The sequence below is a fragment of the Shimazuella sp. NTD247 genome (assembly GCF_059510415.1).
The window spans coordinates 85,761-100,201 of the sequence record NZ_JCAJZU010000005.1 but is presented as its reverse complement, the minus strand read 5'-3'; the positions used below and the strand labels follow the sequence as shown (position 1 = coordinate 100,201).

Here is a 14,441-nt window from a genome sequence, read left to right as displayed (position 1 = left end):
AACATGTGTGCTGTCAGTTGGTGTGGAAGCCACCCTCGAACGTGACAGGTCCGTCGTGGATGGTCACCTCACCGATCAGAGCGGCGCTGATGCCGGCCACCTTGATCGGCGACTGGCTTGACGGCTCCGGCGCGCAGGGATTCGTGCTTGCCGCGACAGAGTCGGGCTCAGCGAATCGGCTCGCGTCGACGGAATCCGTTGAACCGACCGGCTCACGCTCGGAAGCGGAGCTCGTGGTCTCCTCAGTGTGCGCCGAATGGGGGAAGTAGTCACCCTTGACCCTGTTTCGGGTGAAGGTGATACGACCGCCCTGTCCCAGATAATCCTTGTAAACAGCCATCGTTCCTCCTGTTTGAACGATTCAAATGGTGCTCCAATTTATATCATTATATATTAATTAGTTCTATCGTTGTATTAGTATTTCATAAATAAAAAAACCCAGACCATTTTGGTCTGAGTCATGTTTACCTCAAATTCCTATATTACTTTGCTTCTACTAATGATGGTAACAACTTCGATTCATGCAAATCACGCATAAATTGATCAAAAGTAGGAATATCAATTTGCTGTTGTGCATCAGATAGCGCTACTGCTGGGTTTGGGTGGACTTCGACCATCACTGCATCAGCACCTGCTGCAAGTGCTGCTTTCGCAAGTGGCACCAAAATATCTCGACGACCTGCAGAGTGTGTCACATCGACAACAACTGGCAGGTGGCTTTCATTTTTCAGTAATGGCACAGCGGAAATATCGAGTGTATTGCGAGTCCATTTTTCATACGTACGAATTCCTCGTTCACAGAGAATCACATTTTTATTTCCACGATGGACAATGTATTCTGCTGCATGTAGAAACTCTTCCATGGTAGCAGATAGACCGCGTTTCAAAAGAACAGGAGTATTCACATTTCCTGCGGCTTTTAACAGTTCAAAGTTCTGCATGTTCCGCGCGCCGATTTGAATAACATCTACGTATTTGGTAGCAAGTTCAATATCGCTTGGATTTACGATTTCACTAATCACTTGGAGATCAAATTCATCCGCAACACGGCGGAGAATTTCCAATCCTTCTACCCCAAGTCCTTGGAAGTCATAAGGAGACGTACGTGGTTTAAATGCACCTCCACGCATCAAGGTAACACCGTTTTTCTTCAGGGCCTTTGCAACTTCTCTCACTTGCTCTTCGGATTCTACTGAGCATGGACCTGCAACGATGGTAGGGCGTCCATTTCCTACTTTTGTAGAACCAAGAGTAACTACTGTATCTTCTGCTTGTTTTTTACGGCTGACAAGCAAATGCTTTTTGGAATCATCTTTTTGCAGTTGCAGTGACGCCTTAAAGATTTGCTTAAAAAGATGCCTTACTGCTTCATTTTCAAAAGGCCCTTCATTATGTTCAACCAAACGGTCGAGCATTTCTTTCTCCCGTTCAGGATCAAACTTTGTTATACCTTGTTTTGTCTTTATATCAGCAATTTCTTGAACAATACTCGCTCTCTTGCTTAAAAGGGAGAGTAGTTCCAAATTAATAGAATCTAACTCCTCGCGTAATTGTTTCACATTTGAATCACTCAAACTTACTCGCTCCTCTCAACTCTACTAAAATATCCATTCATTTTAACTGAAATATGGCATTATGTCATCCACATTCAGAAAAAAAGGCAACTAATATAGTTGCCTTTTTTTGTTACTTCAATGTATATATATCTTCTTCTTTTTCCGCATCTTCGTCCAACTTAATTTCGGCAACACTTTCACCAAAATTATCTTTGATCGAACTAATTTTATTTTGCACTTTATCTTTTACTTCTGCCATTTTTCCAATCATATCTGTACTCTGTGTTTTCACATCGAGTACTATTTTTTGGCCTTTATCTCTTACAAAGTCGATGCTTTTATTAATATCTTTTCTTACCTCTTTACCCGCTTTTGGAGCAGTTAAATATGCTAGTGTTGCTCCTAAAGCGACACCTACTGCTGCACCGATCATAAAATCTTTTAAATTAATTTGGGAATCATTGTTTGCCATCTTGCATTCTCCTCTTCTCATTATTTTGTCGCCACTCTTGGACGAGATTCATCGCAGCACCTACAATCGCGAGAACTCCTCCTAACTTCTCCTTATTATCAGCAGCTGCTTTAGAAACAAAGGTTGAGACTTCATTAATTTGCTTTCCCATCTTGTCTATTGCTTGAAATAATGTCTGTGTATTATCCGCTTTACTTTTTACTGTTTCTACGACTGTTCTCGTTTCCGTAATCAAGCCATTGGTATTGGTAAGCAAATCATGTGCATCTTTTTCCAAAATAGAAGCAGTTTGATTTACTTGTGTCAGCGTTTTTTGCAGCTTTCGCAAAGTGCTGATCAAGTAAATCACTAAGAACACTACAGCTACAGCAATAACTCCTACACTTACTTCGATAATCAACTAAAACTCTCCTTTATCTCATTTGCAATACTGCATAAATTTGGATTACTTTTCATTTCTAGTCTCACACATGTATTATAGTAAGTGAGCACAATATATTAACATGAGGTGACAAAACACATGGAACATAAAATCGTTGTAATGAAAGGCGACCAAACTGGTCAAGAATTATTAGATGAAGCGCTTCGAATCTTAGATCCAAGTGTCATTCAATTTGATTTACAATTTGAGACATACGATCTTAGTTTAGAAAATAGACGTGCTACCAAAAATCAAGTGGTGCATGATGCAGCCAAAGCAATGAAACGTGCCGGTTTTGGGTTAAAAGCTGCGACTATTACTCCTGAAGAAAAAGGAGATATTGGCAGCCCAAATGCTATTTTGCGTAAAGAAATCGATGGTAAAGTAATTATTCGTACTGGAAGACGTATTCCTGGTGTTCGACCAATCGGTGGTACATATGCTCCAATTTCTGTCATTCGCATGGCTGTAGGCGATGCTTATGGAGCCAAAGAATGGCGCGAAGGTGATGGAATCGATGAAATAGCTTACCGCACAGAAACCATTGATCGCAAAACCTGCCGTGCAGTTGCCGAGTATTCTTTTCGCCATGCTAAAAAAATGAAGGCAAAAGTGTTTGGCGGTCCAAAATACACAGTAAGTCCAATATACGAAGGAATGTTGAAAGAAGAGATGGATGCAACAAGCCTTCGTTTCCCTGAAGTTCGTTATGAACCACAACTTATTGATGCTACGTATGCATTGCTTCTCAACCATTCAGGTGATCCCTTGGTTATTCCTGCATTGAACCGTGATGGAGATTGTTTAAGTGACATGGTATTGCAATTATTTGGTTCTTTAGCAGGTGCAGAATCGATCCTCCTCAGTTTCGATGATAATTTTGAACCTAAAACCGTCATGGCTGAAGCTCCCCATGGGACTGCTCCTTCCTTATTTGGGAAAAATATAGCAAACCCCATGGCTATGATATTGGCTGGTGCGTCTCTACTGACTTATATGGATGATCCAAAAGCACTCACTGCTTCCCGTGCTATTTATGAATCAACCATTGAGACTGTGCGGGAAGGTATTCGGACTGCTGACCTATCTGGTAGTGCAACAACTACTGAATTCACAAATGAAATCATTGCCAAAATCCAAACCAAACTAGAAGTATGGAATACATTGCAAGGATTTTAAACAAAAGCGACGGGTATATTCCGTCGCTTTCTCATTTGCTTTTTCATTAAAGATATCCATTGATTCTTATCTGATTACATAAAATTTGCTTGTCAGATATAAAACCAATCTGATAAAGATTGCAACATATCAACCAGCCTTCAGCTAATTTTTTGCTTGGTTGGAAAGTAGCTCTATTGTAATTATAGAGTACGTCCTTACAAGATGTATTAGCATGTTTAATGCTTATTATAACAATTGAAAGTATTCCGTGCAAACATTTCGAATACATTTTTAAACAAATTCGTCCCTCAATTCAAAATTTGGATAAAAAAAACAGCCTTTGTATCTTCACAAAAGCTGTTTTTCTATTTATTTTTTCTTCCCCTGCTTGATGCTTTTTTTTCCCTCTAAAATATCTCTTCCCAATTGGGGATTTGAGCGAATCGTCTCAGCAAACTGTGTAACTTCTTCTTTATCCACATCTGCTTGAGTTACCTTCATCAAGTATTCAATAACAAATGGCATTCCGCCTTTATCAAATGCACGTTTTGCTCCACTCATTATCTGCGCTAATTGTTGTTCACTCAAAACCCTTTGCCCCATGACACTATTGATCATTTGCGTCAATTGCTTCAAATCTGGTTCATTAGCCATACTTACACCTCCATCTGATCTCTTGGCTATCTTATGCCCATACCGAAAAAGTGGGTACGGTTTTTTGCCTAAATCTACAGCAACATAGGTATGCGTTTGATCAGAGTGAAAAAAAACAGAATACAGTGAAGTTAATCAAATAATAAACTTTATTCTAAATTCAATCTTGTATCCTACCTGAAGTCTAGTTAAGTCTCCCGAACAATTACCTAAATTTTTATTATAGGGCAAATACCTGTACAAAACGGGATATTTCAGCATAAGGTAAACCAGCAGCCGATACACTTCGGAGCTAACGAACAACCAAGGAGGTTTTTCCTATGAGTCGATTTGGAGGAGGTTTCTTTGGCTGGCATCGTCTCTTAATCTTTTTAATGGTAATTGCCACTATCTTCGTCTTCGCTGGAGGTTTTGGTTTCGGAAGAGTCTGCTAGCTCTCAGAAGAAGTCAGGATTGATAATAAAAACTATCTTGTAATCATTAGTCTTCTTTTGAAAGGAGGTGTTAAAATGGGTGGTTTTGCTGGAGGATTCTTCGGTTGGCACCGTTTGCTAATCTTCTTACTCGTTATCGCCACTATCTTCGTTTTTGCTGGTGGTATTGGATTTGGCGGTGGATGTTGCTAATAAATTACATTTTCAAAGGTAAGGAGGTGTCAATATGAGTGGATTTGGTGGTTTCTTCGGTTGGCACCGTTTGCTAATCTTCTTACTTGTTATCGCTACCATCTTTGTTTTTGCCGGCGGTATTGGATTTAGCGGTGGATGTTGCTAATAAATTACATTTTCAGAGGTAAGGAGGTGTCAATATGAGTGGATTTGGTGGTTTCTTCGGTTGGCACCGTTTGCTAATATTCTTACTCGTTATCGCTACTATCTTTGTCTTTGCTGGTGGAGTTGGCTTCAGAGGATGTTAGTTCACCTCGCCTAGTAGATCAAAAAGGAGGTGCAAAAAATGGGCGGTTTTTCTGGAGGTTTCTTTGGATGGCACCGTTTGCTAATCTTCTTACTTGTTATCGCTACCATCTTTGTCTTTGCTGGATGCTTCTAAATAGATGCTAAAACAGTCTAGCAGTCGCTAGGCTGTTTTTTATCTGCAATTTGATATCTCTTATCTGACTAAACGTAAAATTTTTAGGACAGTAGTTTTTTGGGTCATTAAAGCTTATTCCATAGAATCCCACGATTTAATCTGTGGTTTTTCCCTCGCAAAAATTATAAAACCCCTCCATAAATGAAGGGGTTTGACACTATGGGAGATGATGCAGACGAATTCCTGTTTTGTCTTTTTCTAATATTTGTAAAAGCAAATGATACTCTTCCAATAACATCGATTCAAAAAAACGCATTTCTTTTTTTAGTTTTATTTGCTCATTTTTATACAAATCTAACTCTTGCTCACAAAAAGCAAGTTTCTCCTCAATTTCCGTTAATCTTTTCTGTAGTTGTTCTTGTTTGTTTGGAATTGCTTCCACCTCTTTTCCTCATCTGCTCTCTTATCTTATGTAGAGGGGCGCAAATCTGTTTTCCCAACTATATCGTTTTGCAAAGAAGTAAATTGCGCTACATTTGTTTCTTGTTTTACTTTCTCAATCAACTGTAAAAGTTCTTCATATCTTATTTTCACTTCCTTCTGTACCCATTCTACAGAGTTGTTGTTCTGATGAAATTTTTGGTTATTCTCTTTCATCTGTTTCACTTTTTGTTTTGTTTTTGCGATCAATTGCGTTAGTCTAGTAATTTCTTTCTGCTGCTTAATCCATGCCTGTTCTGTTTGTTTTAATAATTCAACCGCCTCAGAAAATGTATCGACTTTAGATTTACGTTTTTTCTCTAGCTGCGTAAATACTCTTTTCTTTTTTGCTTCCGTATAAGATGTAGGATTTTGATTTCTCAGCACTGCATTCCAGCGAAAACCACATGCTCCAGCAGTTCTGCCTATTTTTTTGCCAACTTCCGAAAATGCAGTTAATTGCGTCCCACCATGACTAATAGTCTGTAAAACTAAATCACTTAATAATTGATCTTCCTCTGGAGTCCAACGTCTTCCTTTCATCGCACCATCCTCCTCGTTTCACAAATATGTTCTCCTATTAAATTGAATATGTTTTGTTTTATAAAAAATGCCCATGTTCACAGAAGAAACATGGGTTTAATATTTTATATTCTATTCACAAAAAATAAGGACTAATCTTCATTAATCACTGGTAGTTTGCAGATGGGAATACCTAATTTTTGCATTTCATCTAACTCTAAAATTTTTACTTTTTCTGGTAATTGTTTCAAACAAAATCTTAGCCACTCTAAAACCTCTGCTACCGAAACTCCTTCGTTATTTGGTTCATAAGGAGCTAGATAACCAATAGCTGATTGTGACAGCTTTCGTGCTCCAAGAACTTTTCCACGATTGAGTTGATGCATAATAGCAGCTACTTGAATCAATCCATGATAAAAATCATTGGAACGATCTTGTTGCCAAAGCTCTTCTAAAACTTCGTGTGCTTCCCAATACTCACCTTGATGGTAATGCCGAAAAAATTGAATGTATAAAGGATGATATGCCATTGTATTCCTCCAAAAGAAAAAGACCAGATTTTCTGGTCACATGAAAGAGGGTCAAAAAAAGAAAATAGAAGCGTGGTAGCTTTCACTGCTAAAAAAGCAGTTTCCTTTTGTAAGTAAGGAGGTCAGCCTTACTCACAAGCGTTATTGTATCATACCGAACTTTTTTTGTCGATATTGTGACTGTTTATTTATCTTTTTTTTGGTAATAAACTATAAAATTTATAAAAATTTTTGTTTCTATTTCAGCAACAAAGCATGGTCTACTTTGATGCATCGGTTCATGATGACCATTAATCCATTTTCCCTCGCTAAATCTGCAGCTTCTTCATTTTCCACACCTAATTGCATCCAAATCGCTTTTGCTTTTATTTTAACCGCTTCTTCAGCGACAGGGTACACGGTCTCACTTCTTCGAAATACATCGACAATATCAATGTCCTCTTTAATTTCGAGCAGACTGGCATATGGTCTCTCTCCCAAAACAGGTTCAGTTAACATTGGATTAACTGGAAAAATGCGATAACCAGCCTGTTGTAAGGCTTCAGCTATCATATAGCTTGTCCGTTCAGGCTTATTGGAAAGACCAACAACCGCAATATTTTTAGCTTCTCTGAGCAATTTTGCTCGTTCTTGATCAGTTGGATTCATTTTCGTCATCCCTTTCTTTTACGCTTTCCATTATATCCAATTTAGATTACTCCCACTAGCTTATTAAATTTTGCAAAAGGGTTGTGAGTAACATTCTGCTTTGTGGTACGATAGTTTCGATTACTATGGGTGCAAATAAGGGGTAGACGGATGATACAGACATCGATAAACATATGGCTAGACCGATTAACTTTGCTAATCGAAGCCGTTTCTGACAATAACCATGAAATTAAAAACAAATGCATCGACTTCATGCAAAAAATAAATAAAAAAGAGCTATCCATCGCTTTCACTGGTCATTTCTCAGCAGGAAAATCTTCGTTGATGAATGATCTGTTCGGCATGTCTCTTTTGCCAACGAGTCCCATTCCTACAAGTGCTAATGTAGTGAAAGTAAAAAACGGACCAGATAACATTCAATTTCGCTACCTGGATGGCAGTATCAAACAAGTTTCAGGCAGTTATACAGAAGAAGCATTTCAAGCTTTATGTAAAGATGGTGATCGTGCTGTCGAGATTATGATTGAGCGCAGCGATATACCATTATCTCCAGGAATCGAGATCATCGATACTCCCGGGGTTGATTCTACCGATGAAGCACACCGTTTGGCTACGGAAGCAAATCTTCATATTGCTGATGTTATTTTTTATATGATGGATTACAACCATGTACAAGCAGAAGGGAACTTGCAATTTGTAAAGGAACTGACCAAACGGGGAAAACAAGTTTATTTGATCATCAATCAAATTGATAAACACCGAGATACAGAACTTCCCTTTGAATCATTTCAACAAGGAGTTTCTGCTGCTTTTCATGCATGGAACATCAGTTTATCCGGGATTTTTTATACCAGTTTGAAACAAAAGAAACACCCATACAACGAACTTGATCAAGTAAAACATCTGCTCCAAAGCTTATACACGCAAAAAGAAAAATGGATCGAACAAAATATTGCAAATGAAGTCCGTTATTTGATTGAGCAATATATACAGACGAAAATGGATGCTCTTCCCCAATCAACATCCCTATTAGAAGAGCGAGAAACAACACAAAGCAAATATGACGATCTCCAAATGCAGTTGCACCAATGGGAGACCGAGAAAAACCAGATCAGCGGACAACTACAAAAAGACACCGATCATATTTTAAAAAATGCATATTTAATGCCCGCTAATTTGCGTGAGCAAGCAAAGAATTACCTAGAATCGATGCAAGATAATTTTAAAGTTGGGATGTTTTTCACAAAACAAAAAACAGAAGAAGAACGATCACGTCGTGAAAATATATTTTTGCATTCCTTACAAGAAACGATCACTACCCAACTAACAGGTCATTTAGAGGAACTTGTAATTGAACATGCAAAAAAACATCAGATTTATCAAGCATCGCTAGCTGATGATATTCATCAGAACATCCCAGCAGTCACAACACTTTTACTGAGAAAAACCATCAAAAAAGGTGCAGGGGTCAGTGGCAATTATGTGCTCACATATACCAGCGATCTAGTAGAAGTAATTAAATCCCTTTATCGCGGAGTAGTACGGCAATATTTAACAAATAACTTAACAAAACTAGAAGCAAATCTGCAAATGAAAATAAATGAGGGAACAGTCAAGCTACAGCAATGGCAATCACATCTGGAGGAAATTCAGCAATCTTTGCGACTTCATGACAAAATCATATCTGAGAAAAAGTATTTGATGGATCTTTTGCGAGAAGAAGCCCACATCGTTCCAGAAGAGTCTATTCAAAAATGGTTACATAGCGAGCAAACGATTCAACAAACTACACTAGAATTAGAAAATGTTTCTTCAACTTCTATAAAATCTCTATCAGTAGAAACAGAAACAGCTCCAAAGCAAGAAAATAATAAAGGAACTCAGGAAACACTTTTGGAAGCAGAAAAGGTAATTGGTATGATTCCATCGCTGCAACCTTTTTATGAACAGTTACAGCAGAAACGCAATCAGATGCAAGAGCAGCAATTCACTGTCGCTTTATTCGGAGCCTTTAGCGCTGGAAAATCATCTTTTGCTAATGCACTATTAGGTGAAGCATTGTTAACCGTATCGCCAAATCCAACTACAGCAACTGTCTGCCGCATTTGCCCGCCAACCGATGAACATTTGCATCAATCAGCTGTTGTAGCATTTAAATCAAAAGAGACACTGCAAGATGAATTGAATCAACTTTTCCAACTGTTTGATTGGAAACCGAATGATTTCCATTTAGAGACTTTCATCGATGAAATTCCCATCCTTCTACAGCGGCCGTTGGAAACAAGCCGGCAGAAATTAGCAATACCATTTTTACGTGCGATTTCTGCTGGCTATCAAGAACATGCTGATCTTCTAGGTAAGTGCATCAATATGCAGCAATCTGACGCGCTTATTTATATGGCAAACGAAAATAAATCTGCGTTTGTGGAGGAAGTTTCCTTATATCTTGATTCTCCATTAGCAAAATTAGGCATTACTTTGGTCGATACACCCGGAGCAGATTCATTACATGCCCGTCATACTGATGTTGCTTTTCGCTATATGAAAAACGCTGATGCCCTTTTATTTGTCACCTATTACAATCATGCTTTTTCACGAGCAGATCGTGAACTATTGATCCAATTGGGAAGGGTACAAGATTCATTTGCCCTTGATAAAATGTATTTTATTGTCAATGCAGCAGATTTAGCTGCATCCTCTGAAGAATTACAGGATGTCGTTTCTTATGTGTCATCACAGCTAAACCAATATGGAATCCGACATCCTCGCTTGTTTCCTGTGTCAAGCCTGTTGTCTTTAGAAGAAAAGCAAGAAAAACGAAATCTCAATCAGCAGTTCTCTAACTTCGAGAACGCATTTTTCAGTTTTATTCAAGAAGATTCTCGAGCAACAACGATTGCAAAAATGACCACAACAGTGGAGCAATCCATTCAATGGTTAAATGAAATGATCACAGCTCTACAGAAAAGCGAAGAAGAGAAACATATGCAACAGCTGAAATGGGATCAGGCAAAAGAGAAACTCTGCCGTGACTTTTCTAATTTGTCAAGCGCGACAGAAGAGCGTGGTCTTGCCCAAGAGATAAAAACACTTCTCTATTATGTTGGTGAGCGAATTCGTTTACGGTATTATGATGAATTTGCTGTCTATATCAATCCATCAACGATAAGAGAATCAGGCAAAATGGGACGAAAACAATTGATTACGGCATCAAAAGAATTACTTTCTTTCCTTGGTAATGATTTAGTTCAAGAATATCGGGCAACTTCTTTACGAGTCGAAAAATGGTTAAATCATGCACTATCCACTTATACGAAACAACTAAATGTACAACATGAGTCCAAATTATTCGGATTATCTCTCGCTGGGGTTGAACAAACCCAGTGGGAAGAATTAACATGGTCGTATCCGATTTGGAATGAAAATGATCCTGTTTTCCAAAAAGTTATATCCATATACAAAAACAATGCTGCTTTCTTTGAGCAAAACGGACGAGATCACATGAAAGATCAATTGAAGTCTTATATTGATCCAGTGATTACTGCGGAAATCGATAATACATGTGCGAAAATGGTTGAATTCTATATACAAACTTGGCAGCATACACTTGAAAATTGCGTAATGAGCTGGAAAAATCAAGTCTCTGACCATTTCAGCCGACTGCACGCCAGTTTGCAAGGCATAATTGAAGAAAAACCTCTTTCTGAAGCAAAAGAAAAACTAGAAATACTGCTAGAAGATATCTATTAACAAAAAAAACAAGCAGACAATAGATCTGCTTGTTTTTTTACTCTATTGATGGCTATTTTTTTGTTTTCCATATCGAAAATAATAATAGATATAACAAAGTAAGACGAATCCTAAGCCGTAAAACAAACTATTCCGCTGTGTTGCATCGTAAATCGGAAAAACCAAGAAAATAGTACACATGATTAAACATAAAATAGGAAGAAAGGGATATAGTGGTGTGACATATTTTAAATCACTGAGTTTCCCGCCATCGCGTATAAATTGCTTACGGAAATTGTATTGAGATAATGCTATGCTCATCCAAGCAATTGTCACCGCAATGCCCGAGATAGCAGTCAAACCAACGTAAACGGTATCTGCCGCATATATGCTGGTCAATAAGGAGAGCAGGGAGAAAGACATTGTTAAAATTAAAGCAGCAATGGGAACACCGCGAGAAGATAGTTTGCCAAAAACCTTTGGGGCCATATTGGAGTGTGACAATGACCACAAGAGCCGCGTAGATGCGTATAAGCATGAATTACCAACTGATAATACTGCCGTTAAAATTACAAAATTCATGATGTCTGCTGCAAAAGGAATTCCTACAGAATCAAATAGTGATACAAAGGGGCTCTCTAGAACACCTAACTCCTTTGCTGGAAAAATAGCAGATAAAATCACTACAGAGGAAATGTAGAATACAAAGATTCGCACTAGTACATTTTTTATCGCTCGAGGAATGTGTTTTGCTGGATTCTCACTTTCTCCTGCTGCAATCCCGATTAATTCCGATCCTTGATAGGAAAAAACAACATTCATCATCGTAATAAACACGATCGAAATACCAGCTGGGAACAAATTACCACTCGTAAAATGTGATAAAAAAGGAGCTGCTCGATTATCCATATGAACCAATCCAAATATAGCGCCGACTCCGATAATGATAAACAGTATGACTGCTACCACTTTAATCCCTGCAAACCAATACTCCGATTCAGCAAAACCTCTTGTCGTTAAAACGTTTAAAATAAATAACAGAACGATAAATACAGCACACCATATCCAAACAGATACATGTGGAAACCATCGTTTCATCAAAATTCCTGCTGCTGTGAACTCAACGCCTGCCGTTGTCGCTGATCCCAACCAGTAAACCCACCCGATTGTAAATCCTGTAGCTGGACCGATATACTTTGTTGCATAGGCCTGAAAAGCACCTGTTTCCGGCATATGAACAGATAATTCACCTAAACATGTCATGACGAGGTATAGAAGTAATCCACCAAATATAAAAGATAAAAGCGCACCGCCATAACCTGACTGATTGATAATATAACCTGTGTTAAGAAACAAACCTGTCCCAATTACTCCACCTAGCGATAGCATATAAAGATGACGACTCTTCATCGAACGTTGCAATTGCGTGTGTTCTTGTTGTTTCATGGAGTACTGGCTCCTCTCCCTGTATCATGGGCTCATTTGATATATACGTGTTTGCTAATTTCTAAAAACAGGTGCAGTTAAGCAAGTTGGACCTCCTGTACCCAATAAGGATATTTCTTCTCCTTTATACTCCAAGACTTCCACTCCTGCTGTCTGTATCGCTTCTTTTATTTTAGGATTACCAGCCATAATTAAACATTTTCGTGGAGCTAGTGCTAACACATTGCAACCAAGATTCTCATACTCGGTTTCATTGACTTCAATCAGCTTTATGCCGCGGTCAATCAGCATTTCTCGCAGTACAACAGGCATAAGCGGTGAATAAACTACAGCTAAATCATTATCAAGCAGACTAATAAATGACATGAGATGTAAACATTCATCAGGTCCATTGCCATGCGGAAGATGTACAACTATAAATTGATCTACTATATCTTTTGTTATATCCCTTAATTGCCGGATGCCTTCGTCATTGGTTCGATACCCTCTGCCAACAACTAATGTAGATTCATCTAACCAGACCACGTCTCCTCCATCTACTCTGCCATCACCTGTGATTTCACCCAGAATGGGAATTTCCAATCCAGCAAATATATTTTTCACCGCTTTGGCTTCTGGTCGGCGTAGTTTCTTTCCTGATCTAAGAAGGATTGCTCCATTTTTCGTTATTTTCACAGGGTCATGAGCGTAGATGGAATCCAATCCAACTTCATCAGATTGCGGAAGAAAAAATAGATCTGGAACATGTTTTTCTAAAATAGATAAGAATTGTTCATATTCATTTACTGCTTCTTTGTAATTTGGGCAACGAATATAGTTAAATTTTTTCCAATTTTCTAGTAGATGTTCTTGGCTGATAAAGGCATCTTTAGGATGTTTAATCATCACAGCTTCCAGACTTCCCACCATACTCTGGCTTCCATATCGCATAAAATGGCCTCTTTCTTCCTACAGATTTAAAATCGGAGTGATAAACAGCTTAATCCGCCATCTTGCTTTTGTATCTCGGTCATATCTAATTCGATCACTGTATACCCAGCATCTTCAATTTTCTGTTTGCTTTTTTCATATCCTTTTGGAATGATCACATAATCATTAATGCGGATACAGTTGGCACAATATTCTTCGTTTGCATCCACCACAATTTTATGAAATCCTTCAAATACTGGATGGTTAATAAATTCTCCTGCGACAACAAGATCGTTATTGCCCAAGTAAGCAATTCCTGTTTTAAGATGGAAAAATTTCTCTAATGGAACAATCGTTGTTTCATAACCATATTTTTTTTGAATTTCAGCAAATTGTTCTGCACCAGTTTGATTCGTACGTGCTGATAAACCTACGTAAAAGTGCTTGTCTACTTGCAGTACATCCCCACCATCTAAAAAACCTGGTGCTTGAATACGCTCTATATTATTTTCCTCATAAAAACTTTTTAGAACTTCACTTATTTCTACTATTTCTCCATTGCGACTTTCTGCTCCGGGATTTGTTACAATCGCACATTCATCTGTCAATACAGCAGTATCTTCTACAAAAGTCGAATCAGGGAAGGTTTCATCTGCTTCGAGAACAGTGACTTCCAATCCACTTTGTTTTAATGCTTCTACATATTGTTTATGCTGCTCAAGAGCTTTTTCATAGTTTGGTGTTCCTAGATCGGAAGTGGTTAATCCATTGACATAACTTTTACTTATTTTTTTCACAATTGCTCTTCGAAACATGCAAAATCCCCCTATTAGTCCAATTATTTTTACTGTTTCCGCATTATGAAAACGCTTTCTAAAAGA

At 38.2% G+C, this 14,441-nt stretch carries 14 protein-coding genes; 2 read left to right on the top strand and 12 right to left on the bottom strand.

The genetic code is table 11. From position 1 onward, the window contains the following. Nucleotides 1-13: 13 nt before the first annotated feature. The 4 genes from AC5WOC_RS13620 to AC5WOC_RS13605 all read right to left on the bottom strand — a co-directional run bounded on the left by AC5WOC_RS13620 (nucleotide 14) and on the right by AC5WOC_RS13605 (nucleotide 2,428). Nucleotides 14-340: a hypothetical protein gene (locus AC5WOC_RS13620; RefSeq protein ID WP_496055951.1), complete on the bottom strand. Its 327-nt coding sequence runs from the start codon at nucleotides 338-340 to the stop codon at nucleotides 14-16. 142 nt (nucleotides 341-482) lie between these two features. Then, complete coding sequence (locus tag AC5WOC_RS13615; RefSeq protein ID WP_496055950.1) at nucleotides 483-1,574, bottom strand: bifunctional 3-deoxy-7-phosphoheptulonate synthase/chorismate mutase; 1,092 nt, start codon at nucleotides 1,572-1,574, stop codon at nucleotides 483-485. A gap of 112 nt (nucleotides 1,575-1,686) precedes the next feature. After that, the gene (locus AC5WOC_RS13610; protein WP_496055949.1) at nucleotides 1,687-2,028 is read right to left on the bottom strand and encodes a YtxH domain-containing protein; all 342 of its coding nucleotides are present in this window, start codon (nucleotides 2,026-2,028) and stop codon (nucleotides 1,687-1,689) included. Then, nucleotides 2,015-2,428: a DUF948 domain-containing protein gene (locus AC5WOC_RS13605; RefSeq protein ID WP_496055948.1), complete on the bottom strand. Its 414-nt coding sequence runs from the start codon at nucleotides 2,426-2,428 to the stop codon at nucleotides 2,015-2,017. The genes AC5WOC_RS13610 and AC5WOC_RS13605 overlap by 14 nt, the downstream gene beginning before the upstream one ends. Nucleotides 2,429-2,548: 120 nt before the next feature. Here AC5WOC_RS13605 and AC5WOC_RS13600 point away from each other — a divergent pair, with 120 nt between their 5' ends. Next, on the top strand, nucleotides 2,549-3,628 hold the full coding sequence (locus AC5WOC_RS13600; RefSeq protein ID WP_496055947.1) for an isocitrate/isopropylmalate family dehydrogenase: 1,080 nt from the start codon (nucleotides 2,549-2,551) through the stop codon (nucleotides 3,626-3,628). A 351-nt stretch (nucleotides 3,629-3,979) separates the two neighbouring features. On the opposite strand, the gene AC5WOC_RS13595 is transcribed toward AC5WOC_RS13600, so the two are convergent. The 5 genes from AC5WOC_RS13595 to AC5WOC_RS13575 form a co-directional block, all read right to left on the bottom strand. Beyond that, nucleotides 3,980-4,264, bottom strand: coding sequence for a hypothetical protein (locus AC5WOC_RS13595; protein ID WP_496055946.1), 285 nt, complete (start codon nucleotides 4,262-4,264; stop codon nucleotides 3,980-3,982). A gap of 1,249 nt (nucleotides 4,265-5,513) precedes the next feature. Next, nucleotides 5,514-5,738, bottom strand: coding sequence for a hypothetical protein (locus AC5WOC_RS13590; RefSeq protein WP_496055945.1), 225 nt, complete (start codon nucleotides 5,736-5,738; stop codon nucleotides 5,514-5,516). Between the two features lie 26 nt (nucleotides 5,739-5,764). Then, nucleotides 5,765-6,319, bottom strand: coding sequence for a Myb-like DNA-binding domain-containing protein (locus tag AC5WOC_RS13585; protein ID WP_496055944.1), 555 nt, complete (start codon nucleotides 6,317-6,319; stop codon nucleotides 5,765-5,767). 131 nt (nucleotides 6,320-6,450) lie between these two features. Next, entirely contained in the window at nucleotides 6,451-6,828 is a 378-nt protein-coding gene (locus tag AC5WOC_RS13580) for a DUF309 domain-containing protein (RefSeq protein WP_496055943.1), read from the bottom strand. A gap of 237 nt (nucleotides 6,829-7,065) precedes the next feature. Then, the gene (locus AC5WOC_RS13575) at nucleotides 7,066-7,485 is read right to left on the bottom strand and encodes a CoA-binding protein (protein WP_496055942.1); all 420 of its coding nucleotides are present in this window, start codon (nucleotides 7,483-7,485) and stop codon (nucleotides 7,066-7,068) included. Nucleotides 7,486-7,626: 141 nt separating this feature from the next. Between AC5WOC_RS13575 and AC5WOC_RS13570 the strand changes: the two genes are divergently transcribed. After that, nucleotides 7,627-11,226, top strand: a complete 3,600-nt coding sequence (locus AC5WOC_RS13570) for a dynamin family protein (protein ID WP_496055941.1) — start codon at nucleotides 7,627-7,629, stop codon at nucleotides 11,224-11,226. A gap of 42 nt (nucleotides 11,227-11,268) precedes the next feature. Here the strand turns inward: AC5WOC_RS13570 and AC5WOC_RS13565 are convergent, their stop codons facing one another. From AC5WOC_RS13565 to AC5WOC_RS13555, 3 genes are read right to left on the bottom strand one after another with little or no spacing between them, the layout of a single operon-like run. Further along, nucleotides 11,269-12,651, bottom strand: coding sequence for an amino acid permease (locus AC5WOC_RS13565; RefSeq protein WP_496055940.1), 1,383 nt, complete (start codon nucleotides 12,649-12,651; stop codon nucleotides 11,269-11,271). Between the two features lie 54 nt (nucleotides 12,652-12,705). Further along, entirely contained in the window at nucleotides 12,706-13,581 is an 876-nt protein-coding gene (locus AC5WOC_RS13560; RefSeq protein WP_496055939.1) for a dimethylarginine dimethylaminohydrolase family protein, read from the bottom strand. A 26-nt stretch (nucleotides 13,582-13,607) separates the two neighbouring features. Further along, nucleotides 13,608-14,375 (bottom strand): dimethylarginine dimethylaminohydrolase family protein, encoded by a 768-nt coding sequence (locus AC5WOC_RS13555; RefSeq protein WP_496055938.1) that lies wholly within the window; start codon nucleotides 14,373-14,375, stop codon nucleotides 13,608-13,610. Between the last annotated feature and the right edge of the window lie 66 nt (nucleotides 14,376-14,441).

What these genes read in the sequence shown, in the direction of transcription:
- AC5WOC_RS13620 (WP_496055951.1), bottom strand. Translation starts at nt 340, where the DNA reads ATGGCTGTTTACAAGGATTATCTGGGACAGGGCGGTCGTATCACCTTC.
- AC5WOC_RS13610 (WP_496055949.1), bottom strand. Translation starts at nt 2,028, where the DNA reads ATGGCAAACAATGATTCCCAAATTAATTTAAAAGATTTTATGATCGGT.
- AC5WOC_RS13600 (WP_496055947.1), top strand. Translation starts at nt 2,549, where the DNA reads ATGGAACATAAAATCGTTGTAATGAAAGGCGACCAAACTGGTCAAGAA.
- AC5WOC_RS13595 (WP_496055946.1), bottom strand. Translation starts at nt 4,264, where the DNA reads ATGGCTAATGAACCAGATTTGAAGCAATTGACGCAAATGATCAATAGT.
- AC5WOC_RS13585 (WP_496055944.1), bottom strand. Translation starts at nt 6,319, where the DNA reads ATGAAAGGAAGACGTTGGACTCCAGAGGAAGATCAATTATTAAGTGAT.
- AC5WOC_RS13580 (WP_496055943.1), bottom strand. Translation starts at nt 6,828, where the DNA reads ATGGCATATCATCCTTTATACATTCAATTTTTTCGGCATTACCATCAA.
- AC5WOC_RS13575 (WP_496055942.1), bottom strand. Translation starts at nt 7,485, where the DNA reads ATGACGAAAATGAATCCAACTGATCAAGAACGAGCAAAATTGCTCAGA.
- AC5WOC_RS13570 (WP_496055941.1), top strand. Translation starts at nt 7,627, where the DNA reads ATGATACAGACATCGATAAACATATGGCTAGACCGATTAACTTTGCTA.
- AC5WOC_RS13565 (WP_496055940.1), bottom strand. Translation starts at nt 12,651, where the DNA reads ATGAAACAACAAGAACACACGCAATTGCAACGTTCGATGAAGAGTCGT.
- AC5WOC_RS13560 (WP_496055939.1), bottom strand. Translation starts at nt 13,581, where the DNA reads ATGCGATATGGAAGCCAGAGTATGGTGGGAAGTCTGGAAGCTGTGATG.
- AC5WOC_RS13555 (WP_496055938.1), bottom strand. Translation starts at nt 14,375, where the DNA reads ATGTTTCGAAGAGCAATTGTGAAAAAAATAAGTAAAAGTTATGTCAAT.